We start from the raw sequence: 24,224 nt of genomic DNA, 5'->3' as shown, positions 1-24,224 counted from the left end.
GCAAATGAGGACCCGGGATGCTTCGGTATGTCGGACGTCGGGTCGCCGGCCTCGCGCTGGTCCTGCTCATCGTCCTGACCCTCGTCTTCTTCATGCTCAGAGCCGCCCCCGGCGGTCCGGTCGACGCCTACCTCGGGATGAACCCCACCCCGGAGAAGCGCGCGGAGGTCGAGCACCGCTTCGGCCTCGACCAGCCCATCTGGGTGCAGTACGTCAAGTTCCTGGGCAACCTCCTCTCCGGCGACCTCGGCAACTCGCTCTTCAGCGACCGGCCGGTGAGCGCCATCATCGGAGAGCGGCTGCCCGTCACCCTCGAACTCAGCCTGGCCGCCTTCCTCTTCTGGATCGTGGTCGGCCTTGCCGCCGGCGCGCTGGCCGCCCGCAGGCGCGACTCGTTCACCGACGGGTTCGTCCGCGTGGTCAGCGTCATCGCGCTCTCCATCCCGAGCTTCTGGCTGGCGCTGGTCCTGGTGGCGGTCTTCGGCCTCTTCATCAAGGGGGTCCTGCCGTCGAGCGGCTGGGTGCCGTTCACCGAGGATCCGCTGGGCAACCTGCGCGGAGTGGTGCTGCCGGCGTTCGCCCTGGGGCTGGGCTCCGGCGCGATCATCGCCCGCACCCTGCGCGCGTCCATGATCGAGACCGCGCAGGCCGACTACGTCTCCTTCGCCCGCGCCATGGGCCTGAACGAACGCCGCATCCTGCGCGACATCACGCTGCGCAACGCGATCATCCCCACGGCGACGGTGATCGGGCTCATGCTCGGCGTCTTCGTCAGCGGCACCGTGCTCGTCGAGACCGTGTTCAACATCCCGGGGATCGGCCAGACCATCGTCGGGGCGTTCCGCCAGCAGGACTACCCGCTGGCCATCGCCTGCACGCTGGTCACCGCCTCGGTGTTCCTCATGGCCAACCTGGTCGTCGACCTCCTCTACTTCGTGCTCAACCCCCGGATACGCGCCGGGTTCCTGAACGGGACGGCCCGCTAGACATGGTGATGACCCGAGTGCTCCCCCGGCCGCGGGCCGCGCGCCTGCGTCCGCCGCGGTTGTCCGCGCTGACCTGGACCGGACTGCTCCTGCTGCTGCTGTTCCTCCTGCTGGCCCTGGCGGGGCCGATGTTCGCTGGGGACGCCACGTCCAGGACCGGCGAGACCCTCGCCGGCCCGAGTGCGGCGCACCCGTTCGGCACCGACCACCTCCAGCGCGACCTCTTCGCCCGCACGGCCGAGGGCGCACGGGTGTCGCTGCTGGTGGCGGTGGCCGGCGTCGGATTCGGCCTGGCGGTCGCGGTGCCCGCCGGGCTGGTCGCCGGGTACTTCGGCGGGCGCTGGCCGGACGACGTGATCATGCGGATCCTGGAGGCCCTCCAGGCGCTGCCGCTCTTCGTCTTCGCGCTGTTCGTCATCGGCATCACCGGGACCGGCGACACCGAACTGGGCTTCCTCACCCTCACCTCGACCACGAAGGTCGTCCTGCTGCTGGGCGTCGGGTTCATCCCGTACTTCGCCCGGGTGACCCGGTCGGCGACGCTCGTGGAGGTGCAGGAGGACTACGTGGACTCGCTGCGCGTGATCGGCGTCCCCCGCCGGCGCATCATCGGCGGCGAGATCCTGCCCAACGTGCTCCCGCCCGTCCTGGTCCAGGCGTTCCTGTGGATCGGGGTGGCCATCTTCGCCGAGAGCGCCCTGAGCTTCCTCGGCCTGGGGATCCAACCGCCCCAGCCCAGCCTGGGCAACATCCTCGGCGACGCCACGAGCTACATGCTGCTCGGCGCGTGGTGGTACTCGATCATTCCCGGGCTGGTCATCCTCGTCGCCACGATCGGCTTCAACCTCCTCGGCGACGGGCTCGGCGACGCCCTCGACGCCGACGCCCGCCACTGAGCCACCTCCCCCCGACCCTAAGGAAAACCCGATGACCGCCATCTCCCGCGCCACGATGGACCGCCGCCGCTTCCTCACGATGACCGGCGTGCTCACCGCCGGGGCGCTCGCGCTGACCGCGTGCGGAACGGACGACGCCCCCGCCGCGAAGGGCGCGACGCCCGAGAAGATCACGTTCGGCGTCCTGTCCATCTCCGACTACATGAACCCGCTCGCCAGCACCACCAAGCGGGTGCACTGGGTGCTCGACCCGGTCGTGGAGTCCCTCTACACCTACGACGCCGAGCTGCGCTCGGTCCCGCTGCTGGCCGACGGCGAGCCGGAGGTCTCCGCGGACGGCCTGACCTGGACGATCAAGATCAAGAAGGGCGTCACCCACCACAACGGCGACCCCCTCACCGCCGACGACGTGGTCGCCACGATCGGGTTCGTCAACGACCCCAAGAGCACGAGCGACTGGACCTCGTTCTTCGTGGGCTACGTCAAGGGCGCGAAGGCCGTCGACGCGCAGACCGTGGAGATCGAGCTGACCACGGAGTTCGGCGTGCTGCGCTCCCACCTCACCAACCTGCCCATCGTGCACAAGGACTTCGTCGAGCGCACGGACACCACCATGGGCACCGGCCCCTTCAAGCTGGAGAAGGTGACCCAGGGCAGCGAGGTCTCGCTGACGCGCTACGACGCCTACCACGGGGCCAAGCCCGCCGTCCGCAGCCTGGTCTTCCAGGCGATCCCGGACCCGGCGACCCGGATGGTCAACCTGCGCGAGGGCAAGATCCAGATCATGACGGACGTCGCTCCCGAGAGCGTCGAACTGCTCAAGAAGGACAGCGCCGTCCAGGTGCACGAGGTGGACGCGCCCAGCGACCTCATCACCTACTTCGTGACGAACAAGGCGCCGTTCGACGATGTCAGGGTGCGCCAGGCGCTCGCGCACGCCATGGACCGCAAGGGCGTCCGCGACATCGTCTTCGCCGGGAACGCACAGATCGCCCAGGGCCCGATCGGCCCCTCGGTCGAGGGCCACGACGCCGCGCTGCGGCTCTACGGCGAGGTCCCCGACGCCGCGAAGGCCAAGGCGCTGCTGGCCGAGGCGGGGATGCCGGCGCTGAAGTTCACCCTGATGGTCACCAGCGACACGCTGATGAAGAACATCGGCCAGGTGCTCGCCGAGGGCTGGAAGCAGGCGGGCATCGAATGCACCCTCGAGGTCCTCGACTTCAGCCCGTGGGTGAAGAACTGGGCGACCGGCAAGTACGAGATGGCGATGACGTCGTTCGAGAGCGGTTTCGGCGGCGGCGACACCGCCTTCACGCTGCTCACCACGATGAGCTCCAAGTACCCGCTCAACTTCGGTTACAAGAACGAGGAGGTGGACGGACTGCTCGCCCAGGCCTGGGCGACCTCCGACGACGCGGAGCGGGCCGGGATCTGCAAGAAGATCAACGGTCTCCTCGCCGCCGACGCGATCATGATGCCGCCGGTCCACCCCAAGCTCGTCGTGGCCCAGCGCAAGGAGATCGAGTCCCTCGACGCGAAGATCATGAAGGTCAGCCGTCTCTCGCTCCCCTCGGCGCGGACGTACTGATGCCCGCCGAGCAGAAGACCGCCGGGGCCGTGCCACCGGCCCCGGCGGGGGCTCCGCTGCTGTCCGTGCAGGACCTCGCCGTCACGTTCCGCACCCGCGGCGGCGGGGTGCCCGCGGTACGGGAGGTGTCGTTCGACCTGGCACGGGGCGAGATCCTCGGGCTGGTCGGGGAGTCGGGTTCGGGCAAGAGCACCCTGCTCACGGCGCTGATGCGCATGCTGCCGCGCAACGCCGAGATCACCTCCGGCCGTGTCGGCTTCGGGGACGCCGACCTGGCGTCGCTGAAGGAGGACGGCATGCGGCGGCTGCGCGGCGACCGCATCGGGCTGATCCCGCAGCGGCCGATGACCTCGTTGTCCCCGTCCACCCCCGTCGGCCGCCAGCTGCGCTGGCACCTCGGCGACATCGGCGACGGCGAGCTGAGGGAGCTGCTCACCGGCGTCGGTCTGGGCACCGTGCTCGACCGGCTGGACGGCTACCCCTTCGAGTTCTCCGGCGGGCAGCTCCAGCGGCTGCTCATCGCGGTGGCCGCCCTCGGCAAGCAGCCCGACCTGCTGCTCGCCGACGAGCCGACCACGACGCTCGACGCCACCGTGCAGGCGCAGGTGCTGCGGCTGCTGCTGGAACTGCGCGACCGCACCGGCCTGGCGATGGTGTTCGTCACCCACGACCTCGGGGTGATCTCACAGGTCAGCGACCGGATCGGCGTCATGTACGCGGGACTGCTGGTGGAACTCGCCCCGGCCCGCGCGGTGTTCGAGACGCCCAGGCACCCCTACACGCGGGCACTGCTGGAGGCGGTTCCGGGGCGGGGCCGCAGAGGCGAGCCGCTGCGCACCATCCCCGGCTCGGTCACCGGAGCCAACAGGCTCCCCGGCTGCCCGTTCGCCCCGCGCTGCGCCGCCGTCATCGACCGCTGCCGCGAGGAGCTCCCGGAGGCGCGCCCGGTGGGGGACGCGCTGGTGCGCTGCCACCGGGCGGAGGAGGAGATATGAACGCGGTAACGGTGCAGGACCTGGAGAAGCACTACCGGATCAGGTCCGGCCGCGGCGGGGACCGGGTGGTGCACGCCGTCGACGGCGTCTCGTTCGAGGTGCCCGAGGGCCGCACCCTGTCGATCATCGGCGAGTCGGGCTGCGGCAAGTCCACGATCGCCCGGATGCTGGTCCGGCTGGCCGATCCGACCGGCGGCCGGATCCTCGTCCATGGCCGCGACGGCGTGGACCGGCGCGCGATCCAGCTCGTGTCGCAGAACCCCTGGTCGGCGCTGAACCGGCGCAAGAGCATCCGCCACGCGCTGGAGCAGCCGCTGGCCGTGCACGGGCTGCACCCGGGCCGCGCCGCGCGGGCGGCCCGGGTCCGCGAGCTGCTGGAGCTGGTCGGCCTCACCGAGGAGTACCTCGACCGGAGGCCGGGCGGGGTGAGCGGCGGGGAGCTGCAGCGCGTCACCGTCGCGCGGGCGCTGGCCGTCGAACCGCGGGTCCTCGTCCTGGACGAGCCGACCGCCAGCCTCGACGTCAGCGTCAAGGCGCTGCTGGTCAACCTGCTGCTCGACCTGAAGCAGCGCCTCGGCCTCAGCTACGTGCTCATCACCCACGAGATCGACATCGCCCGGCACCTGGCCGACGACGTCGCGGTCATGTACCTCGGCCGGTTCGTCGAGACGGGCCCGGCCGAGCAGGTGTTCACCGACCCCCGCCACCCGTACACGCGGGCGCTGCTCGCCGCCGTGCCCGGACTCGACCGCAGGCCCGGCGTGCCGCTGACGGGAGAGGTGCCCTCCGCGGTCTCCCCGCCGGCCGGCTGCCGCTTCCACACGCGCTGCCCCCTGGCCGTCGACGCCTGCTCGCGCACGGAACCGGAGCTGCGGCGGGAGGAGGACGGCCGCCTGGTGGCCTGCCTCCGCGCGGACGAACTCCGCTGACCCCCGCCGAACCCACCGACAAGGAGATGTGAACGATGAACCCCGCCATCACCCGGCAGGCCGACGGCCGCTACGCCACGGCGCCGCTGGCCAAGGACGTCTGGACCCTCGGGGTCGTGCAGTCCCGGGTGCACCCGACGCCCGAGCCGTCCGGCATGCGGGCCAACCTCGACCACATGCTGCACCTGATCGACAACTCGTTCCACATCGGGTTCGGCCCCCGCCCCGACCTGCTGCTGTTCCACGAGTTCCCGATCAGCGGCTGGGACCACTGGACCAAGGCCGAGGTGGAGCGCCGCTGCATCGAGATCCCCGGCGAGGAGACCGAGCTGATCTCCGCCAAGGCGCGGGAGTACGGCTGCCACATCGCGTTCGGCGCCTACGTGCGCGACCCCGACTGGCCCGGCCACGTGCTCAGCATCACCACGCTGATCGGCCCGGACGGCGGGATCGTGGCCAAGCACTGGAAGGCGCGCAACGTCAAGGGCATCTTCCAGGGGAAGGAGCTGTTCACCACCACCGTCTACGACGTGCTCGACGAGTACGTCGAGAAGTACGGCAGGGACGCGGTGGTCCCGGTGGCCCGCACCCCGCTGGGCAACATCTCCATGTCCTCCACCCAGCTGGAGCCCGAACTGTTCCGGGCCGCGGCCATCAAGGGCGCCGAGGTCCTCCTGCGCACCGCGAGCGGCAGCTTCTCCGAGATCGACGTCCGCGCCTCCGCCCTGCACAACCGGGTGTACTGCGCGATCGTCAACAACTCGGTGCTCGCCGCCGAGTCCCCCTTCTTCGAGGACACCGGCGCGGGCGGCAGCGCCATCTACGGCCCGGACGGCAACGCCATCGCGACGGCGGACAGCAAGTTCGAGAAGCTCGTCCTCGGCCAGATCCCGATCGCGGGCTTCCGCGCCCACAACCGCCAGCCGGACATCCACTGGGACCTGTACCGGGAGGTCTTCGACGGCTACCGCAGCCGCTTCGAGCCCAACCTCTACACCCCCTACCAGCCCGTGAGCCTGGAGGACGCCGGCGAGTACCTGAAGGACCGCTCCCGCTGGACCTGACCGCACGACCCCCCGACGCGAGGCCCCGCCCGTCCCCGCGGACGGGGCCCACCGGACGTCCCACCCGGCCTTGACGGGACTCCACCCCGGGTCTGACCCTCGGACGGACACCGCTGACCGATCACGGCTCGCCGCTACGGACCAGGAGACGGACATGACCCTTTCTACGCCCCGCGCGCAGAAGCGCTCGACCCGTCGCTCGCGAGCGCCCGGTGCGACGTGTCGTGGATGCGGCTCTCCGCCTGGCTGCCCTGGATGGAGATGGCGCAACGCCCCGGAGGACTGGTCTTCCACTGCAGGGGCACGAAGCTGGACTCCTATGACGACCTACCGGCCGGCGTGCGGGCCTACGCCGAGAAGAACCATCCGGAGTACGCTCACGCGCCCCGGGAGTTCACCTCTCCCAACGACACGAGCTGGACGTACTTCAAGAAGACGCGCAAACCGTCCTGACGGTCACCTGCGGCCCTCTCCTGTCCGCTCTCGCTGAGACCCTCCCGGTCGATCACGCTGGGATGGGTGCGGGTTCGGTCAGGGGCTCGGCCATCCGGGATCGTTCCTCCGGGCGGCGAAGGGGCGGGCGGGTTCGTAGCGGGGGGTGAGGAGGAAGGCCGCCGTCATCAGGGCGAGGCCGGGGGGCAGGAGCCAGGGGGCGGAGAAGGGGTCGCTGGTCGAGCCGAGGCACAGGAGGCCGCTGACCAGCATGAGGTAGGTCTTGGCGACGAGGGTGGCGACGAACAGCACGATGAGCATGCGGCAGCGTTGCAGCGCTATCTGGAGCTGGGCTATGCCGCAGGCCACGGCGAGGAGGAAGAGCCAGGGGAGGGGGCCCGCGAGGGCGGAGGCGGTGAGCCCCTCGGCGGCCTGGAGGCCGAGCGTCAGTTCGGCCAGGCCGATGAGGGTGCCCGCGCTGAGCCCGTAGGCGATGCCGGTCAGCGGTCTGGCGTGCTGGCCCTCCGGCCGGGTGTCGCCGAGCGAGAAGATCAGGATCGGAACGGCGAAGGAGGGCGCGGCCAGCAGGACCAGGAGGGCGTTCGGCACCGGGGGCGGCGTGCCGGGCCCGGCCAGGGCGACCACCATGGCGCCGGCGGTCATCACCGCCAGGTGGCACAGCTCGTTCGTGCTCGTGCGCTCGCCCGAGACGAAGAAGGCCAGGAACATCAGGACGACCAGTCCGCAGAGCAGCGACGGGATGAGGACGGACAGGGAGAGCCGGGGCAGGACGGCGAACTGCAGCGCCACCCCGACCCCCATGACGAGCCCGCCGGCCAGCCACCTCCCGCTGGACAGGACGGTCACGGCGAAGTGGACGGGGCGGGTGCCCCGCAGCGGCGGCATCGCGGTGCCGGCGTTCTTGAACAGGACGAATCCCAGGAAGTACAGGCAGCTGGAGGCGACGGCCATGACCACGGCCGTCTGGGTGTTCACCGGTCCCCTCGGGGAAGCGCCATGGCTGTCGGCTCCTTTCCGGCCCCCGCCCGTGGTGTGCGTCTCTGTCGAGAGCCATTGTTACCCGACGGAGGTGTGGGAGGTAACCCGTTGCTTACTAGCAAAATCCACTTCCTGCCTAGTAGAAGGCGCAGCCCTGCTGAAAATCGCGCACTGCACGGCAAATCACTACTCGACAGCCCTGTCAGATCGTGGAGCGGGCGGGGTGGCGGGCACTCAGGGGAAGGGCGGGAATCCCGCCGCCGAGGCGGCCGCGTGGAGCAGGGGCAGCGTGGTGGCGCTCGTCTGCCGCGGGGTGCCGGGGCAGCCGTGGCGCAACCAGTCCAGGATGCCGCCGAGCAGGATCCCGGCGAGGAGCGCGGCCGAGGAGCCGTGGGGGGATCCGGCCGGGTCGGCGGGGCGGGCCCGCCGGTCGTCGGCGCGGTCGAGGTTGGTGCGGATGGAGGCGGTCAGCCGCTCGTGCATGTGGTTGATCATGTAGGCGCTGCCCCCGGCGCCGAGGAGGGCGCCGTAGAGGCGGGCGTGCTCGGCGACGTGGGAGAAGACCGCGGTCAGGGCGTCGGCGGCGAGTTCCCGGCCGCCGGGTCCGTGGTGGCCGCCGAGGACGGGGGCGACGGCGATCAGCTCGTCGAACATCGCGGCGCAGGCGCTGGCCGCCAGGTCGTCGACGCTCCCGTAGTGCTCGTAGAACGTCGAACGGTTGACGCCGGCCCGCCGGGTGATGTCGAGGACGGAGATCCGCGCCAGGTCGTGCTCCCCGATGAGCTCCAGCAGCGCCGTCTCCAGCGCGGTGCGGGAGCGGTGGACGCGGCGGTCTGGCGGTTGCTGGTGGGGCACCCTTCTACTATAGGTTTCTCCGACACATGCCGGAAAACCGGCATGTGTCGGATTATCCGATGCGGAGCGCCGGTCACCCGGCCCGCACCGGTGGAGCTCATCGCCGAGAGGGTGGACGGACATGGCACGGAACGTGGTAGTGATCATCGGTGCGGGCGGGATGGGGCAGGCCATCGCCCGCCGGCAGGGTCCCGGGGCCCGCGTCCTGGTCGCGGACTTCGACGGGGAACTGCTGGAGTCGGTGACCGGCGGGCTGCGGGGCGAGGGCTACGAGGTGACGCCCGCCGCGGTCGACGTCTCCTCGCCCGATTCGGTCGTCGCGCTGGCCGAGCGTGCCGCGTCGCTGGGGGAGGTCCGCGCGGTGGTGCACACCGCAGGGCTGTCCCCGGTCCAGGCCCCCGTCCCCGCCATCCTGGCGGTCGACCTGCTGGGGGTCGCCCTGGTGCTGGAGGAGTTCGGCAAGGTCGTCGCCTCCGGCGGGGCCGGTGTGGTCATCGCCAGCATGGCCGGGCACTTCCGGCCTCCCGTGTCCGACGAGGACGCGCTGCGGCTGGCCACCGCCCCGGCCCGTGAACTGCTGTCCCTGCCGGTCGCGGAGGCTTCCCGCTTCTCCGCTCCCGGCGAGGCCTACAGCTTCGCCAAGTACGCCAACCTGCTGCGCGTCCGGGGCGCCAGCCCCGTCTGGGGAGAGCGGGGCGCCCGGGTCAACTCCATCAGCCCCGGTGTCATCGCCACCCCCATGGGCCAGGCCGAGCTGAGCGGCGAGAGCGGCGCCGGGATGCGGATGATGATCGACGCCTCCAACGCCAAGCGCGTGGGCGCCCCCGCCGACATCGCCGCGGCCGCCGACTTCCTGCTCGGCCCGTCCTCCGGTTTCGTCTCCGGAACCGACCTGCTCGTCGACGGCGGCGTCGTCGCGGCGGTCCGCACGGGCCGCCTCGGCTGAACCCGTCCCGGAGGGCCCCGCGCACCGCACCGGGAGGCCGTGCGGTGCGCGGCGGCGCATTAAAAGTCAGTCTTGACTGTTTGTTTTCCCGGGTGGCACGATGCGCCCATGTCACCCACCGCACCGAGCCGCGTCCCGCAGGGTGAGCGCTCCCAGGCCATGCGGCAGCGGCTGCTCGACGCCACCGTCGAGTGCCTCGTCGAACGCGGCTGGAGCGGCACCTCCACCGTGCTGGTCTCCGAACGGGCCGGGGTCAGCCGCGGCGCGCAGCTGCACCACTTCCCGACCAAGAACCACCTGGTGCTCGCCGCCGTCGAGCACCTGTGGGAGTCCCGGGGCGCGGCGTACCGCGCCGCCCTCGCGGAGCTCCCCGCGGGGCCGGACCGGATCCGCCGGATCATGCACGTGCTCGGCGAGCACTTCTCCAGCGACCTCTACGTGGCGGCCCTCGAACTGTGGGTGGCGGCCCGCAGCGACGAGTCCCTCCACACCGCCGTCGTCCGGCTGGAGCACAAGATCGGCGGCGGCGCCCACCGGCTGACCGTCGAGGCGCTCGGGGTCGACGAGTCCGTGCCCGGCGTGCGCGAGCTCGTCCAGGCCACCCTCGACCTCGTCCGCGGGCTGGGCCTGGCCAACACCCTGACCGACGACTCCGCCCGGCGGCGCCGCGTCCTCGACCGCTGGGCGATCACGCTCGGCCGGGCGCTGGAGGAGCTGCGATGACCGGCCGTTACCGCGTCGGCAACTGCTCGGGCTTCTACGGCGACCGCCTGTCGGCGATGCGGGAGATGCTGGAGGGCGGCCCGCTCGACGTGCTCACCGGCGACTACCTCGCCGAGCTGACCATGCTCATCCTCGGCAGGGACACGCTGAGGTCGCCCGACCTGGGCTACGCCCGCACGTTCGTGCGGCAGATGGAGGACTGCCTCGGCCTGGCGCTCGAACGGGGCGTGAAGATCGTCAGCAATGCGGGCGGCCTCAACCCCGCGGCCCTCGCCGGCCGGCTGCGCGAGGTCGCCGCGGGGCTGGGCCTCGATCCGGCGATCGCGCACGTCGAGGGCGACGACGTCAGGCACCTCGGCTTCGAGGGCGCGCTGACCGCCAACGCCTACCTCGGCGCCTTCGGCATCGCCGCGGCGCTGCGCGAGGGCGCCGACATCGTGGTCACCGGCCGCGTCACCGACGCCTCGCTCGTCGTCGGCCCGGCGATCGCGCGCTTCGGGTGGACGCGGACCTCCTACGACGAGCTGGCGGGAGCGGTCGTCGCGGGCCACATCATCGAGTGCGGCACCCAGGCCACCGGCGGCAACTTCTCCGGCTTCCGCGCGCTCGCCGAACAGGGCGCCGACCTGCGCCGGCCGCTCGGCTTCCCGATCGCCGAGCTCGCCGCGGACGGTTCGAGCGTCATCACCAAGCACGAGGGCACCGGCGGCGCGGCCACCGTCGACACCGTCACCGCCCAGCTGGTCTACGAGATCCAGTCGGCGCACTACCTCAACCCCGACGTCACCGCGCTGCTCGACACCGTGCGGCTCACCCGGGAGGGCCGTGACCGGGTGCTCGTCTCGGGGACGAGGGGGGCTCCGCCGCCGGAGCGGCTCAAGGTCTGCCTCAACGAGCTCGGCGGCTGGCGCAACACCGTGGAGTTCGTGCTCACCGGACTCGACCTCGACGCCAAGGAGGAATGGGTCCGCGAGCAGCTCACGCCCCGGCTGACCGCCTCCTCGGTCACCTGGACGCGCGGCGGCCGCCCCGCCCTCGACGCCGACACCGAGGAAGGCGCGTCCACCCTGCTGCGCTGCACCGTGATGGACGCCGCGCAGGAGCCGGTGGGCAGGGAGTTCACCGCCGCCGCGGTCGAGCTGGCCCTGGCCTCCTACCCCGGCTTCACCATGACCGGACCGCCCCCGTCGCCCTCGCCCTACGGCATCTACCGTCCCGAGTACGCCGACCGCTCGGCCGTCCGGCACACGGTCGTCCACGCCGACGGGTCGCGCGAGGTGATCCCCGACCCGTCCGCGTTCGGGCCCGCCGACGTGAGCGGCGCCGGGCGCCGCCCCGCGTCGCCCGCCGCGGCCCCGGACGTCCCGACCCGCCGGATGCCGCTCGGCACCTTCGTGCACGCCCGGTCCGGCGACAAGGGCGGCGACGCCAACCTCGGCCTGTGGGTGGCCGACGACGGATCCCCCTCGCGCGAGCGGCGGACCGCCTGGCTCATCGAGCTGATGAGCCCCGACAAGGTCCGCGAACTCGTCCCCGAGGCCGCGGACAAGGACGTCGACGTGTACGCGCTGCCCGGCCTCGGCGCCGTGAACGTGCTGGTCCGCGGCCTGCTCGGCCGGGGCGTCGCGGCGTCGACCCGCTTCGACCCGCAGGCCAAGGCCCTGGGGGAGTGGGTGCGCTCCCGCATCGTGGACATCAGAGAGGACCTCCTGTGAACCCGGAACGGCAAGCGCTCTTCGACCTCGGCGCGGAGTTCGTCCGCCGCGAGGTCGCCCCCCGCCTGCAGCGGTGGGAGGACGCCGGCGAGATCCCCCGCCCGCTGCACCTGGCCGCGGCCAAGCAGGGCGTTCTCGGCGTCGGCTTCACCGAGGAGGTCGGCGGCGAGGGCGGCACGCTCGCCGACAAGGTGGCGCTCGACGAGGGGATGCTCTCCGAGGGCGCGTCCTCGGGGCTGATGGCGGCCCTGTTCACCCACGGCATCGCGCTTCCCCACATCGCCGCCCACGGCTCGCCCGAACTCGTCGACCGCTACGTCCGCCCGACGCTGGCGGGAGAGATGATCGGCGCGCTCGGCATCACCGAACCCGGTGGCGGTTCCGACGTCGGCGGCCTGCGCGCCACCGCGGTGCGCGACGGCGACCACTACGTCGTCAACGGGTCCAAGACGTTCATCACCTCCGGCGTGCGCGCGGACTTCGTCACCACCGCGGTCCGCACCGGCGGTCCCGGCTCCGGTGGCGTCAGCCTGCTGGTCATCGACAAGGACACCCCCGGCTTCACCGTCGACCGTTCGCTGGCCAAGATGGGCTGGCACTGCTCCGACACCGCCGAGCTGTCCTTCGTGGACGTGCGCGTCCCCGTGGCCAACCTGGTCGGCGAGGAGAACGCCGGGTTCCTGTACATCGCCGAGCAGTTCGTCGTGGAGCGGATCGGTCTCGCCGTGCACGCCTACGGCATCGCCGCCCGTTCGCTCGCGCTCGCCGCCGAGTACTGCCGGCAGCGCCAGACCTTCGGCGAGCCGCTGGTCAGGCGTCAGGTCGTGCGCCACAAGCTGGTCGAGATGCACCGGCAGGTGGAGGTCGCCAAGGCCTACACGCACGCGGTCGTCGAGAGGTACACGGCCGCGGGCTCCAGCGCCGAGGTCATCGCCGAGGCCTGCCTGGCCAAGCAGACCGCCGTCGAGTGCGCGACGTACGTGTGCGACCAGGCCGTCCAGCTGCACGGCGGAACGGGCTACATGCACGGGACCGAGGTGGAGCGGCACTACCGCGACGCCCGGATCCTGCCCATCGGAGGGGGCGCGACCGAAGTGCTCACCGACCTCGCCGCCAAGCTGCTGGGATACACCTCATGACCGGCGCGGTGGAGCCGCCGTCGCGGCGGGAGACGATGCTGGCCAAGCTCGCCGAACTCGACGCCGAGCACGCCAAGGCCGTCGCGGGCGGCGGCGAGAAGTACGCGGCCCGCCACCGCGGGCGCGGCAAGCTCTTGCCCCGCGAGCGGATCGAGCTGCTGGTCGACGAGGGCTCGGCGTTCCTCGAACTCTCCCCGCTGGCCGGGTGGGGCTCGGACTTCACCGTCGGTGCCAGCGTGGTCTGCGGCATCGGCGTGGTCGAGGGCGTGGAATGCGTGATCACCGCCAACGACCCGACCGTGAAGGGCGGGGCCTCCAACCCGTGGACGCTGCGCAAGCTCTTCCGGGCCGCGCAGATCGCCGAGGAGAACGGGCTCCCCACGATCTCGCTGGTCGAGTCCGGCGGCGCGGACCTGCCCACGCAGAAGGAGATCTTCATCCCCGGCGGCAGGCTGTTCCGCGACCTCACCCGCGCCAGCGCCCGCAAGCAGCCGACGGTCGCGCTGGTCTTCGGCAACTCCACCGCCGGAGGCGCCTACGTGCCGGGCCTGTCGGACTACACCGTGATGGTCAGGAACCAGGCCAAGGTCTTCCTGGCCGGCCCGCCTCTGGTGAAGATGGCCACCGGTGAGGAGTCCGACGACGAGACCCTCGGCGGCGCCGAGATGCACGCCCGCACCTCCGGCCTCGCCGACTACCTCGCCGAGGACGAGCACGACGCCATCAGGATCGGCCGCCGCATCGTGGCGCGGCTCAACCGGCGCAAGGCACGGCCCGAGCCCGCGGGGTACGCCGAGCCCGCCGAAGACCCCGAGACCCTGCTCGACCTGATCCCGACCGACCTGAAGGAGCCGTTCGACCCGCGCGACGTCATCGTCTGCATCGTCGACGGCACGGGCCCCGGCAACGAGGTGCCGTTCGACGAGTTCAAGCCGCTCTACGGCTCCTCGCTGGTCACCGGCTGGGCGCGGATCCACGGCCGCCCGGTCGGCATCCTCGCCAACGCCCAGGGCGTCTTGTTCAGCGAGGAGGCGCAGAAGGCCGCGCAGTTCATCCAGCTGGCCAACCAGTCCGGCACCCCGCTGCTGTTCCTCCACAACACCACCGGCTACATGGTCGGGGCGAAGTACGAGCAGGGCGGGATCATCAAGCACGGCGCGGCGATGATCAACGCCGTCTCCAACTCGAAGGTGCCGCACCTGTCGGTGCTGATCGGCGCGTCGTACGGCGCCGGCAACTACGGCATGAACGGCCGCGCCTACGACCCGAGGTTCCTGTTCACCTGGCCGAACGCCAAGTCGGCGGTCATGGGCCCGCAGCAGCTGGCGGGCGTGCTCTCGATCGTCTCGCGCGCCGCGGCCGAGTCCAGGGGCCTGCCCTTCGACGAGGAGGCCGACGCCGGGATGCGGGAGATGGTCGAGGCGATGGTCGAGGAGCAGAGCCTCCCGTTCGTGCTCTCCGGAATGCTGTACGACGACGGGATCATCGACCCGCGCGACACCCGCACCGTCCTGGGCATCTGCCTGTCCGTCATCGACACCGAGCCCTACGAGGGCACCACGCGCTACGGCGTCTTCCGGATGTGAGGCCGCGATGACCATCACCCGTCTCCTCGTCGCCAACCGCGGCGAGATCGCCCGACGTGTCTTCCGCACGTGCCGCACGCTCGGCATCCGGACCGTCGCGGTGCACTCCGACGCCGACGCCGCGATGCCGTTCGCCGCCGAAGCCGACCTCGCCGTACTTCTGCCGGGTGACGCGCCGTCGGAGACCTACCTCGACGCCGACCGCGTCCTCGCGGCCGCCGTCAGCAGCGGCGCCGACGCGGTCCACCCCGGCTACGGCTTCCTTTCCGAGAACGCCGACTTCGCCCGCGCCGTCATCAAGAGCGGTCTCGTCTGGATCGGCCCGACGCCCCAGGCGATGGACGCGATGGCCACCAAGGTGGAGGCCAAGCGGCTCATGCACGCCGCGGGCGTCCCCGTGCTGGCCGAGCTCGATCCGTCGGCCATCACCGAGGCCGACCTGCCCGTCCTCGTCAAGGCGAGCAGCGGCGGGGGAGGCCGCGGAATGCGGGTCGTCCGCACGATGGCAGGCCTGGCGGAGAGCGTCCGGCTGGCGTCGAGCGAGGCGGCCGGCGCCTTCGGCGACCCGACGGTCTTCTGCGAGCCGTACGTCGAACGCGGCCGCCACGTCGAGGTGCAGATCCTCGGCGACACCCACGGGACGGTCGTGGTCCTCGGCGACCGGGACTGCTCGTTGCAGCGGCGGCACCAGAAGGTCGTCGAGGAGGCGCCCGCTCCCGGGCTCGCCGACACCGTCCGCGCGGCGCTGCACGAGGCGGCCCGTACCGCCGGTGAGGCGATCGGGTACGTCGGCGCGGGCACCGTCGAATTCCTCCTCGACGGCGACCGGTTCTTCTTCCTGGAGATGAACACGCGCCTTCAGGTCGAGCACCCCGTGACCGAATGCGTGACCGGCCTCGACCTCGTCGCACTGCAGATCGCGGTGGCGGAGGGCGCGGCGCTGGGCGGCCTGCTCCCCGCGAACACTTCGGAGCCCCGCGGCCACGCCGTCGAGGTGCGGCTCTATGCCGAGGACCCCGCCCAGGACTACCAGCCGCAGAGCGGGACGCTCACCGCGCTCGACGTTCCCGGTGTCACGGCGTGCTTCGACAATCCTCCGGCGTACGGCCTTCGCCTGGACAGCGGCGTCGAGGCGGGCTCGGAGATCGGCACCTTCTACGACGCCATGGTCGCCAAGGTCGTCGCTTGGGCTCCCGACCGGGAACAGGCCCTGCGCCGCCTGGCCGGAGCGCTCGAACGGGCGACCGTCCACGGCGTCCACACGAACCGCGACCTGCTGGTGAACCTGCTGCGCGACCCGGTCTTCGTCGCGGGGGACATGCACACGACGTACCTCGACGGTGCCGATCTCGGTGAGCTCACCCGTAACGGGTACGACGAGCAGGGGCTGCGGCTGGCCGGTCTGGCCGCGGTGGCGGCCGACACGGAGGCCCGGCGGGGCCGCTCACCCGTCCAACGCGGTGTCCCCGCGGGCTGGCGCAACGTGGTCTCGCAGCCGCAGCGCACCGTCTTCGACCGGCTGACCGTCGAATGGCACGGCGGGCGCGACGGCTACACGTCGGCGGACGGCGCGATCCGCGTGGTCGAAGTACGGGGCACCACGGTGGTCCTGGAGCACGGCGGCGTCCGTCTGCCGTTCACCGTGAACATCCGAGGGGACCGGTACGAGGTCGACTCCGTCCTCGGCCATCTGGCGCTGGTCAGGCGACCGCGCTTCACCGACCCCGCCGCCCGGGTGGCGGCCGGATCGCTGCTGGCGCCGATGCCCGGCAGCGTCGTCGCGGTACGGGCCCTGGCCGGCGACACCGTGCGCGCCGGCCAGGTCATCCTCGTGCTCGAGGCGATGAAGATGCAGCACAACGTCACAGCGCCCGCCGACGGCGTGGTGGCCGCGATCGAAGTACAGGCGGGGCAGCAGGTCGCCGCAGGGGACGTGCTGGCACGAGTCGAGGAGGACGCATGACGACGATGTTCACCGAACCTGAAGAGCGGCTCGCACTGCGCGAGGCGGTGCGCAGGCTCGCCGCCTCCTACGGCCGCGAGTACATCGAGGCCAAGTCGCGATCCGGAGGGAAGACCACCGAGCTCTGGCAGGACATGGGCCGCCACGGCTACCTCGGGGTCTCCATCCCCGAGGAGTACGGCGGCGGAGGCGGCGGCATCGCGGACCTGTCGGCCGTCCTGGAGGAGGCCGCCGCGGCCGGGGCGCCGCTGCTGCTCATGGTGGTGTCGCCCGCGATCGTCGGCACGATCATCGCGCGGTGCGGCACCGAGGAGCAGAAGCGGCAGTGGCTGCCCGGCATCGCCGACGGGTCCACCACCGCGGCGTTCGCGATCACCGAGCCCGACGCCGGTTCCAACGCCCACCAGATCACCACGACCGCCCGGCGCGACGGTGACAGGTGGCTGCTCACCGGCCGCAAGACCTACATCTCCGGCGTCGACGAGGCGCAGACGGTGCTCGTGGTGGCCCGCACCGAGGACGCGCGGACGGGCAAGCTCAAGCCCGCCCTGTTCCTGGTGCCCACCGACGCTCCCGGCCTGGAGTACCAGCACATCCCGATGGACATCGTCTCGCCCGAGAAGCAGTTCAACCTGTTCCTCGACGAGGTGAGCCTGCCCGCCGAGGCCCTCGTCGGCCACGAGGACGCCGGGCTCGGCCAGCTCTTCGCCGGGCTCAACCCCGAGCGCATCATGGGCGCGGCCTTCTCCATCGGCATGGCGCGCTACGCGCTGGACAAGGCCGTCGAGTACGCCAAGACGCGCCAGGTGTGGAAGGACGTCATCGGCACCCACCAGGCCGTCGCGCACCCCCTGGCGAAGATCAAGATCGAGCTGGAGCAGGCGAAGCTGCTGACCCAGAAGGCCGCGGCGCTGTACGACGCCGGAGACGACTTCGCGGCGGGGGAGTACGCCAACATGGCCAAGTACGCCGCCGGGGAACTCGCCTGCAACGCCACCGACGTCGCCGTGCACACCCACGGCGGCAACGGGCTCGCCTCCGAGTACGGCCTGGGCACGATCCTGCTGGCCGCCCGGCTCGGCCGCATCGCGCCCGTCTCACGCGAGATGATCCTCAACTTCGTGGCCATGCACACCCTCGGCCTGCCCAAGAGCTACTGACCGGCGGCCCGGAAAGGAATCCCATGCCCGACGAGCTCGTGCACTACTCCGCCGCCGACGCGGTCGCCACGGTGGTGCTGGACAGCCCGCACAACCGCAACGCCCTCTCCCGACAGCTCGTCTCGGAGTTGTCCGAGGCCCTGGACCGCGCCGAGGCCGACCCCGGCGTCCGCGTCGTGGTCATCCGGCAGGAGGGCCCGGTGTTCTGCTCGGGCGCGGACCTGTCGGAGGCCGCGGGCGGGAGCATGGAGGAGGGCGCCCGCGGCCTGATCGCCCTGCTGCGCCGGATCACCACGCTCGACAAGCCCGTCGTGGCGCGGGTCTCCGGAGCCGTCCGCGCCGGCGGCATCGGCATCGTCGGCGCCTGCGACATCGTCGTCGCCGCCCACGACGCGACGTTCGCGCTGACCGAGGTCCGCCTGGGCCTGGCCCCCGCGGTCATCTCCCTGGTGCTGCTGCCGCGCATGTCCTCCCGGTCGGCCGCCATGACGTTCCTTTCCGGTTCCCTCTTCACCGGAACGGAGGCCGCGGACAACGGCCTGGTCACCCGGGCGGTCATGGAGGAGGATCTCGACACCGAGATCGCCGGACTCTGCGCCTCCCTCGCGAAGGGCCACCCCCAGGGCCTGCGCGAGACCAAGAAGCTGCTCAACAAGGAGCTCATCGAACACATCGACACCGGCGCCGACGAGACGGCCGCCCTCTCGGCCCGCCTGTTCGCCTCCGACGGCGCCCGCGAGGCCATGCTCGCCTTCCTCGACCGCAGGAAACCCCGCTGACCGACCGCCGTTCCCCGGCCCGCGGCCGGGGAACGGCCCAGCACCGTGCCGGCTCGACTTCTCCTTACCCAGAGTATCCGAAGGGTCACGATTTGCTATAGGCGGGGCAAGGGGGCTCTCGTGATCGTCGAGGTTCCGGACCTGGGGCGTCGCGGAAGGTAACGGGTGACGATCAGAACGTCGTGTTCTGACAAAGGGAGGGTCCATGCCCCACGCCGACATCCGCACCCCGCAGACCTCGATCTCCGGCTCCCGGGAGGCGCTGACCGACGGCGTCAAGATGATCGTCCACGATGTGACCGGCGGCTACCTGTTCACCGACAACTACAACGACAACATCGGCGAGGCCATCCAGATCTGGAACGAGGACGCCCTGCGGACCGACGTGGCCGTGGCCGGGCACCGCTGGTACATCGCGGCCGACGACGCGGGCACCTACCGGATCGAAAGCGGCCACCGCCGCCACGTCCTGACCGCCTCCACCGTTCCCAACGACCACCCGCGGCTGCGGGAGCGCAGCGCCGCCCTGCAGGAGCAGCAGCGCTGGCATCTCGTGCCCTCCCTGGGGACGGGCGGCAGCTACGTGATCGTGCCGGTGATGTTCCCCCGCTACGCGCTCGGTCCGTACTTCGGCATACAGACCGGTGACGTCTACGTCAAGCCCACCCGGATGTGGCTGGACGAGCCGGCCATCGGCCACATCTGGCGGATCGGCGACGCCCCCGAGGCGTGAGCGGCCCCGCCCCGTGCCCGCGCCTCAGGAAGGACGACCATGACCGCTTACGTCAAACCCCGCTTCCGCCTGCCAGGCCGGGAGGACGGCCCGCCGCCCGCGCCCCCGGAAGCCGTGGAGATCCAGCAGGTCCGGGCGGTGATCTGGACGGCCGACGCCCTCCACGCCGACAGCCGCAGCCGCCTGTACCTGGGCCTGGCCGGACGCGAGTTCGTCCTGCACATCGATGAGAACGACCTCGCGCGAGGCGCCCGCACCACCTTCGTGCTCGGCGAAGAGGCCAACGTCCAGGAGCCCGACGGCAACGATCCGCGCACCCCGCCCTTCGCCTGGCGGAACGGGGAGCACCCGGTCTACCTCCGGCTGGAGACCCGGGGCGAGGAACCCGCCTGGTTGCTGGAGTGGGCCCGTGTCGAGATCCGCTTCACCACCGGCCAGGCCGTCTGCCACGAGCAGCCGGCCCTGTTCGGCCTGCAGGAGGGCCGCCGGCTGTGGCTCGGCGACGCCACGGGGAAGACCGTCCACCTGTCCCGCTCCACCGAGCTCCGGCCGCTCGCCGCCGACGATCCGGCGGAGCCCGCCCCGGCGCCGTCCTGACCGCCTCCACGGCCTCGGAACCTTCCTGACCCCCCTCGGGCCCCGCCGCTTCACCGCGCGGCGGCGGGGCCCGCCCGACGGTGCCGCTGCGGCGAACTTACTTTGTCAAGGCGGGGGCTTATATGGCCGACCAGGCGAACCGGTGAGCCTCCTCCCCGCTGCCTGGCCATCCTCGCGAGGTGGTCCGGCGTGGTGGGCGACCTGGAGGAGGGGGTTGAAGATCACCCCTGCCCGTGCGGGTTCGGTGCCACTTGTTGATCACTGGGACTCCGACAGATGTCGGAGAACAATACCCTGGAGGCATGGCCACTCAACACGCCCCCAGCCGTCGCGCCCGCCAGACCCGCACGGTGTTGCAGGCCGCGGCGCTGGAACTCATCGCCGAGCGGAGCCTGTCGCAGGTCTCGGTCTCCGACGTCACCAAGCGCGCCGACGTCAACCGCTCGACGTTCTACGAGCACTACTCCGACGTCCCCGAGCTGGCCGCCGAGGCGTGCGCCGCGATGTTCGACGAGCTCATCGCGGCGATCCCCGCCCTGGGGTCCGGTCGCGCCCCCGGCGGGGAGCGCGGGGCGCGTGCGGAGCTCGCGGGGCTTTTCGCCCGCATCGGCGGGCACGCCGCCGTCTACCGCTCCCTGCTGGGCCCCGAGGGCGGCGCCCAGGTGATCGACCACCTGCGCCGGCGGCTCACCGCCGCCGTCCACGCAGGCCTCGCGGGGCCCGGCGACGGCGCGGGGGGCCAGGGGGAGCCGGGGGACGCGGGGGAGTCCCCGCACGACCCGGTGGCGGCCGCCGTCGCCGGAGCCATCCTGGGCGCCGCCCTCGACTGGCTGGGCCGCGGGTGCCCGGACACCCCCGAGCAGCTCGGCGCGGCCGTGTGGCCGCAGCTCGCCGCGGCCGTACCGTCCGGCCAGCCGGCACTGTCCGATCGGACAGCCAGGTCGGCGAGCGCCTCGCGGTCCGCCGCGGCGCTGCGCGCCCAGCTCCTGGAGACCTCCCTGCGGCTCTTCGTCGCCCACGGCTACCGGGGCACGTCGCTGCAGGAGATCGCCACCGAGGCGGGGTGCTCCAAGGCCGCGGTGCTGTACCACTTCGCCGGCAAGGGGGCCATCCTCACCGAGCTGCTGGCCCCGGCGACCCAGGCCGCGGTCGGGCTGGTCGAGCGGCTCTCGGGCATCCCCGACGGCGACGGGGTGGCCGAGGCGGCCGTCGAGGGCGTCGCCGACCTCGCCCTGCGGTTCCGGCGCGAGATCTCGCTTCTGCTGTCGGACGTGCCCGAGGGCGCCAAGAGCCTGGAGGGCGAACGCGACCTCCGCCGGGGGGAGCCCCTGGTGACCTCGCTGGGAGACCTCCTGGTGAACGCGCTGGCCGGCCGGTCCGCCCGGCCGCGCGACCGCCTGCGCGCCCAGATGGCGTTCGGCGCGATCATCCTGTCCAGCGCGGGAGCCGACGACCTGGGCCTCACGCGGGAGGAGATGCGCGAGGAGCTGGTCCGGGGCGCCTTCCAGGTGCTCGGCCGCTCGCGGGAGTGACGGGGGCGCCCGGGGAAGGATGGACGGTGTGCAGCCGTTGACGACATTCGGACACGGCACCGCGGGGCGGGAGGAGCTGGCCGCCCTCCTCCGCGGTGCCGGGGTGCGGCGCGTGGTGGACGTGCGCACCGCGCCCGGCAGCCGGCGCAATCCGGACGTGCACCGCGACGCCCTGCGGGAGTGGCTGCCCGAGGAGGGGATCGCTTACCGGTGGGAGCGGCGGCTCGGCGGCTTCCGGCGGCCCGCGCCGGACTCGCCCGACACGTTCTGGCGGAACACCTCCTTCCGCGGCTACGCCGGGCACACCCGCAGCCCGGACTTCCTGGCCGCCATGGACGACCTGCTGGCCGAGGCCGCGGAGACCCGGACCGCCGTGATGTGCAGCGAGTCGGTGTGGTGGCGCTGCCACCGCAGGCTCATCGCCGACTTCGCGGTCCTGGCCCGCGGCAGGCCCGCACTGCACCTGGCCCATGACGGCCGGCTCACCGAACACCCGCTGACACCCGGAGCCCGGCTGCGCGAGGACGGCCTGCTCGTCTACGACGGAGAATGACGGACGCCGACCTCGAAGGACGTGGGGAGGGCCGGGGTCGTCGGCTTCGGTGGGGAAGCCGGGCGTACCGTGGACGGCGACCGAGAGAGGGGTGGTGCGGGTGAGGACCGGTGAAGAGGCGTTGACGGCGGTGGAGGTCGTCCTGCGGGAGGCGGTGCCGCAGGACGTTCCCGCGGTGGTGGCGCTGGTGGAGTCGGCTTATCGCGGGGATGCCAGCAGGGCGGGCTGGACGTCGGAGGCGGACCTGCTCGACGGGGGGCGGACCGACGCGGCGGCCGTGCTGGAGATCATCGAGACGCCGGGCAGCCGGGTGCTGCTGGTCGAGCGGGGCGGCGTGCCGGTGGCCTGCTGCCAGCTGGAACAGCAGGGCGATATCGCTTATTTCGGCATGTTCGCCGTCAGTCCCACCCTGCAGGGCGCCGGCCTGGGGCATGCCGTCCTGGCCGCGGCCGAGCGCGAGGCCCGCGCCGGCTGGGGCGCCCGCGAGATGCAGATGACGGTGATCTCCCTCCGCGCCGAGCTCGTCGCCTGGTACGAGCGCCGCGGCTACCGCCGGACCGGAGAGCGCCGCCCCTTCCCCCACGACAACGAGCGCTTCGGCATCCCCCGCCGTCCCGACCTGGAGTTCATCGTCCTCAGCAAGCCGCTCCTCAGGACGCAGGAAGACCTCCCGCCGGTCCCGGCGCGACCCTCCCGGTGACCTCGACGCGAAGCCCGGCGCCCGCCGTGCGGACGCCGGGCCTGCACGCGGTCAGCGGACGCCGGCCGGCTCCGAGGGCTCCGGAACGCCGGACACGTCGACGGAGTCCAGGGGGATCGGGGTGAACATCGGCGGCTCCTCCTCGGGGGTCAGGGCCGTCGGGCCGTAGATCCAGTCGGTGAAGGAGTAGTCGAGGGTGTCGCGGGCCCGCAGGAGCACGTTGCGCCGCAGCCGCGCGACGCCGTCGAGGTGCCACAGCTCGCCCCAGGCGCGGGCCGTCTCCACCACCCGGCGGCAGTGCTCGGGGCGGACCGCCTCGTACGCCGCGAGCGCGCCCCGCCAGTCGACCGAACCGTCCGCGCCGCGGCGCGCCGCGACGTGCCGGGCGAGCACCCAGCCGTCCTCGACGGCCATGATCGCGCCCTGCGCCATGTACTGCAGCGGCGGGTGGGCGGCGTCGCCGAGCAGCACGATGTTCCCGTCGACCCAGGTCATGACCGGGTCGCGGTCGAACATCCGCCACCACCGGTCGCGCCACATCAGCGGGATGCCCGCCCGGACGTCCGGGCAGGTGGCGGCGAAGGCGGCGTCGAGCTCGTCGGGCGTCCCCCAGTCGGCCTCGCCCGCGAGGGCCTTGGGCGACTCGAAGACCGCGACCTGGTTGAGCATCTCGCCGCCGCGCAGCCCGTAGTGGACGAAGTGGCAGCGCGGCCCGACGTGGACCGAGACCTCGCCGAGGTCGACGTCGCGGCCCGCCTGCTCGATGGGGACCGCGGCCCGGTAGGCGACGTAGGAGGAGCTGACCGGCTCGTCCTCGACCAGGAGCCCGCGCGCGACCGAGTGCAGGCCGTCGGCGGCGATGACGATCCGTGCGGCGTCGGCGCGGCCGTCCGCCAGCAGCACCCGGGCGCCGGACGCGGTGTTCGCGTAGCCGGTGACCCGGGCGTCGGTGACCAGGTCGACTCCCGCGCGCCGGCAGGCGCGCAGGAAGATGCCGTGCAGGTCGCTGCGGTGGATGACCATGTACGGGAAGCCGTACTCGCGTTCCAGGTCGACCAGGTCCAGCCGGGTCAGCTCGCTGCCGTCGACGGCGTCGCGCATCACCATGCTCTTCGGCAGCACGCCGAGGCTCTTGGCCTCCTCGAGCAGGCCGTAGTCGTGCAGGATCCGGGTGCAGTTGGGCGCGATCTGCAGGCCCGCGCCGACCTCGCCGAACTCGCGGGCCTGCTCCAGCACGCGCACCCGCAGGCCCTCGCGGGCCAGGGCGAAGGCCGCGCTCAGGCCGCCGATGCCGCCTCCGACGATCAGGACGTCGACGGGGTTCGCGGAGGTGGGTGTGCTCACGTCGTTCTCC

The 24,224-nt window shown here is 72.2% G+C and carries 23 protein-coding genes; 20 read left to right on the top strand and 3 right to left on the bottom strand.

Translation table 11 applies throughout. The features are described 5' to 3' along the window. The first annotated feature begins 17 nt into the window (after window positions 1–17). From C2865_RS13605 to C2865_RS13575, 7 genes are all read left to right on the top strand, one after another. On the top strand, window positions 18–986 hold the full coding sequence (locus C2865_RS13605) for an ABC transporter permease (RefSeq protein ID WP_106398829.1): 969 nt from the start codon (window positions 18–20) through the stop codon (window positions 984–986). 8 nt (window positions 987–994) lie between these two features. Further along, the gene (locus tag C2865_RS13600) at window positions 995–1,882 is read left to right on the top strand and encodes an ABC transporter permease (RefSeq protein ID WP_157963694.1); all 888 of its coding nucleotides are present in this window, start codon (window positions 995–997) and stop codon (window positions 1,880–1,882) included. A 31-nt stretch (window positions 1,883–1,913) separates the two neighbouring features. Then, window positions 1,914–3,470 (top strand): ABC transporter substrate-binding protein, encoded by a 1,557-nt coding sequence (locus tag C2865_RS13595; protein ID WP_106398827.1) that lies wholly within the window; start codon window positions 1,914–1,916, stop codon window positions 3,468–3,470. Further along, window positions 3,470–4,465 carry an ABC transporter ATP-binding protein gene (locus tag C2865_RS13590; protein ID WP_106398826.1) on the top strand — a complete coding sequence of 332 codons (996 nt, stop codon included), beginning with the start codon at window positions 3,470–3,472 and terminating at the stop codon, window positions 4,463–4,465. Before C2865_RS13595 ends, C2865_RS13590 begins: the two co-directional genes overlap by 1 nt. Beyond that, window positions 4,462–5,394, top strand: a complete 933-nt coding sequence (locus tag C2865_RS13585) for an oligopeptide/dipeptide ABC transporter ATP-binding protein (protein ID WP_106398825.1) — start codon at window positions 4,462–4,464, stop codon at window positions 5,392–5,394. The genes C2865_RS13590 and C2865_RS13585 overlap by 4 nt, the downstream gene beginning before the upstream one ends. Before the next feature lie 35 nt (window positions 5,395–5,429). Further along, window positions 5,430–6,458, top strand: a complete 1,029-nt coding sequence (locus tag C2865_RS13580) for a nitrilase-related carbon-nitrogen hydrolase (RefSeq protein ID WP_106398824.1) — start codon at window positions 5,430–5,432, stop codon at window positions 6,456–6,458. A 120-nt stretch (window positions 6,459–6,578) separates the two neighbouring features. Continuing rightward, entirely contained in the window at window positions 6,579–6,911 is a 333-nt protein-coding gene (locus C2865_RS13575) for a DUF1838 family protein (RefSeq protein WP_106398823.1), read from the top strand. Between the two features lie 78 nt (window positions 6,912–6,989). On the opposite strand, the gene C2865_RS13570 is transcribed toward C2865_RS13575, so the two are convergent. Then, window positions 6,990–7,886 (bottom strand): hypothetical protein, encoded by an 897-nt coding sequence (locus C2865_RS13570; RefSeq protein WP_106398822.1) that lies wholly within the window; start codon window positions 7,884–7,886, stop codon window positions 6,990–6,992. A 237-nt stretch (window positions 7,887–8,123) separates the two neighbouring features. Further along, entirely contained in the window at window positions 8,124–8,744 is a 621-nt protein-coding gene (locus C2865_RS13565) for a TetR/AcrR family transcriptional regulator (RefSeq protein ID WP_232835582.1), read from the bottom strand. 121 nt (window positions 8,745–8,865) lie between these two features. Between C2865_RS13565 and C2865_RS13560 the strand changes: the two genes are divergently transcribed. The 13 genes from C2865_RS13560 to C2865_RS13495 all read left to right on the top strand — a co-directional run bounded on the left by C2865_RS13560 (window position 8,866) and on the right by C2865_RS13495 (window position 22,870). Then, the gene (locus C2865_RS13560) at window positions 8,866–9,690 is read left to right on the top strand and encodes an SDR family oxidoreductase (protein ID WP_106398820.1); all 825 of its coding nucleotides are present in this window, start codon (window positions 8,866–8,868) and stop codon (window positions 9,688–9,690) included. Window positions 9,691–9,798: 108 nt separating this feature from the next. Next, the gene (locus C2865_RS13555; protein ID WP_106398819.1) at window positions 9,799–10,413 is read left to right on the top strand and encodes a TetR/AcrR family transcriptional regulator; all 615 of its coding nucleotides are present in this window, start codon (window positions 9,799–9,801) and stop codon (window positions 10,411–10,413) included. Beyond that, window positions 10,410–12,128, top strand: coding sequence for an acyclic terpene utilization AtuA family protein (locus C2865_RS13550; RefSeq protein WP_106398818.1), 1,719 nt, complete (start codon window positions 10,410–10,412; stop codon window positions 12,126–12,128). Before C2865_RS13555 ends, C2865_RS13550 begins: the two co-directional genes overlap by 4 nt. Further along, on the top strand, window positions 12,125–13,267 hold the full coding sequence (locus C2865_RS13545) for an acyl-CoA dehydrogenase family protein (RefSeq protein WP_106398817.1): 1,143 nt from the start codon (window positions 12,125–12,127) through the stop codon (window positions 13,265–13,267). The genes C2865_RS13550 and C2865_RS13545 overlap by 4 nt, the downstream gene beginning before the upstream one ends. Continuing rightward, window positions 13,264–14,853 carry an acyl-CoA carboxylase subunit beta gene (locus tag C2865_RS13540; RefSeq protein WP_106398816.1) on the top strand — a complete coding sequence of 530 codons (1,590 nt, stop codon included), beginning with the start codon at window positions 13,264–13,266 and terminating at the stop codon, window positions 14,851–14,853. The genes C2865_RS13545 and C2865_RS13540 overlap by 4 nt, the downstream gene beginning before the upstream one ends. A 7-nt stretch (window positions 14,854–14,860) precedes the next feature. After that, window positions 14,861–16,816 carry an acetyl/propionyl/methylcrotonyl-CoA carboxylase subunit alpha gene (locus C2865_RS13535; RefSeq protein ID WP_106398815.1) on the top strand — a complete coding sequence of 652 codons (1,956 nt, stop codon included), beginning with the start codon at window positions 14,861–14,863 and terminating at the stop codon, window positions 16,814–16,816. Next, window positions 16,813–17,976 carry an acyl-CoA dehydrogenase family protein gene (locus C2865_RS13530; RefSeq protein WP_106398814.1) on the top strand — a complete coding sequence of 388 codons (1,164 nt, stop codon included), beginning with the start codon at window positions 16,813–16,815 and terminating at the stop codon, window positions 17,974–17,976. The genes C2865_RS13535 and C2865_RS13530 overlap by 4 nt, the downstream gene beginning before the upstream one ends. 23 nt (window positions 17,977–17,999) lie before the next feature. Beyond that, window positions 18,000–18,755: an enoyl-CoA hydratase family protein gene (locus C2865_RS13525; protein ID WP_106398813.1), complete on the top strand. Its 756-nt coding sequence runs from the start codon at window positions 18,000–18,002 to the stop codon at window positions 18,753–18,755. Window positions 18,756–18,960: 205 nt separating this feature from the next. Further along, window positions 18,961–19,488 (top strand): RICIN domain-containing protein, encoded by a 528-nt coding sequence (locus C2865_RS13520; protein WP_106398812.1) that lies wholly within the window; start codon window positions 18,961–18,963, stop codon window positions 19,486–19,488. 39 nt (window positions 19,489–19,527) lie between these two features. Beyond that, window positions 19,528–20,085: a hypothetical protein gene (locus C2865_RS13515; protein ID WP_106398811.1), complete on the top strand. Its 558-nt coding sequence runs from the start codon at window positions 19,528–19,530 to the stop codon at window positions 20,083–20,085. 302 nt (window positions 20,086–20,387) lie between these two features. Then, window positions 20,388–21,617, top strand: coding sequence for a TetR/AcrR family transcriptional regulator (locus C2865_RS39980; protein ID WP_198653308.1), 1,230 nt, complete (start codon window positions 20,388–20,390; stop codon window positions 21,615–21,617). 37 nt (window positions 21,618–21,654) lie between these two features. Beyond that, on the top strand, window positions 21,655–22,170 hold the full coding sequence (locus tag C2865_RS13500; protein ID WP_198653307.1) for a DUF488 domain-containing protein: 516 nt from the start codon (window positions 21,655–21,657) through the stop codon (window positions 22,168–22,170). A gap of 100 nt (window positions 22,171–22,270) precedes the next feature. Continuing rightward, window positions 22,271–22,870: a GNAT family N-acetyltransferase gene (locus C2865_RS13495; protein WP_232835581.1), complete on the top strand. Its 600-nt coding sequence runs from the start codon at window positions 22,271–22,273 to the stop codon at window positions 22,868–22,870. A 51-nt stretch (window positions 22,871–22,921) separates the two neighbouring features. On the opposite strand, the gene C2865_RS13490 is transcribed toward C2865_RS13495, so the two are convergent. Continuing rightward, window positions 22,922–24,214, bottom strand: coding sequence for an FAD-dependent oxidoreductase (locus C2865_RS13490; RefSeq protein WP_198653306.1), 1,293 nt, complete (start codon window positions 24,212–24,214; stop codon window positions 22,922–22,924). Window positions 24,215–24,224: the final 10 nt, after the last annotated feature.

The organism is Actinocorallia populi, assembly GCF_002995495.1.
In the GTDB taxonomy this organism is placed as follows: Bacteria; Actinomycetota; Actinomycetes; order Streptosporangiales; family Streptosporangiaceae; genus Actinocorallia; species Actinocorallia populi.
Note: the sequence above shows the minus strand (reverse complement) of the source record. Positions and strands in the feature narration are given on the sequence as shown.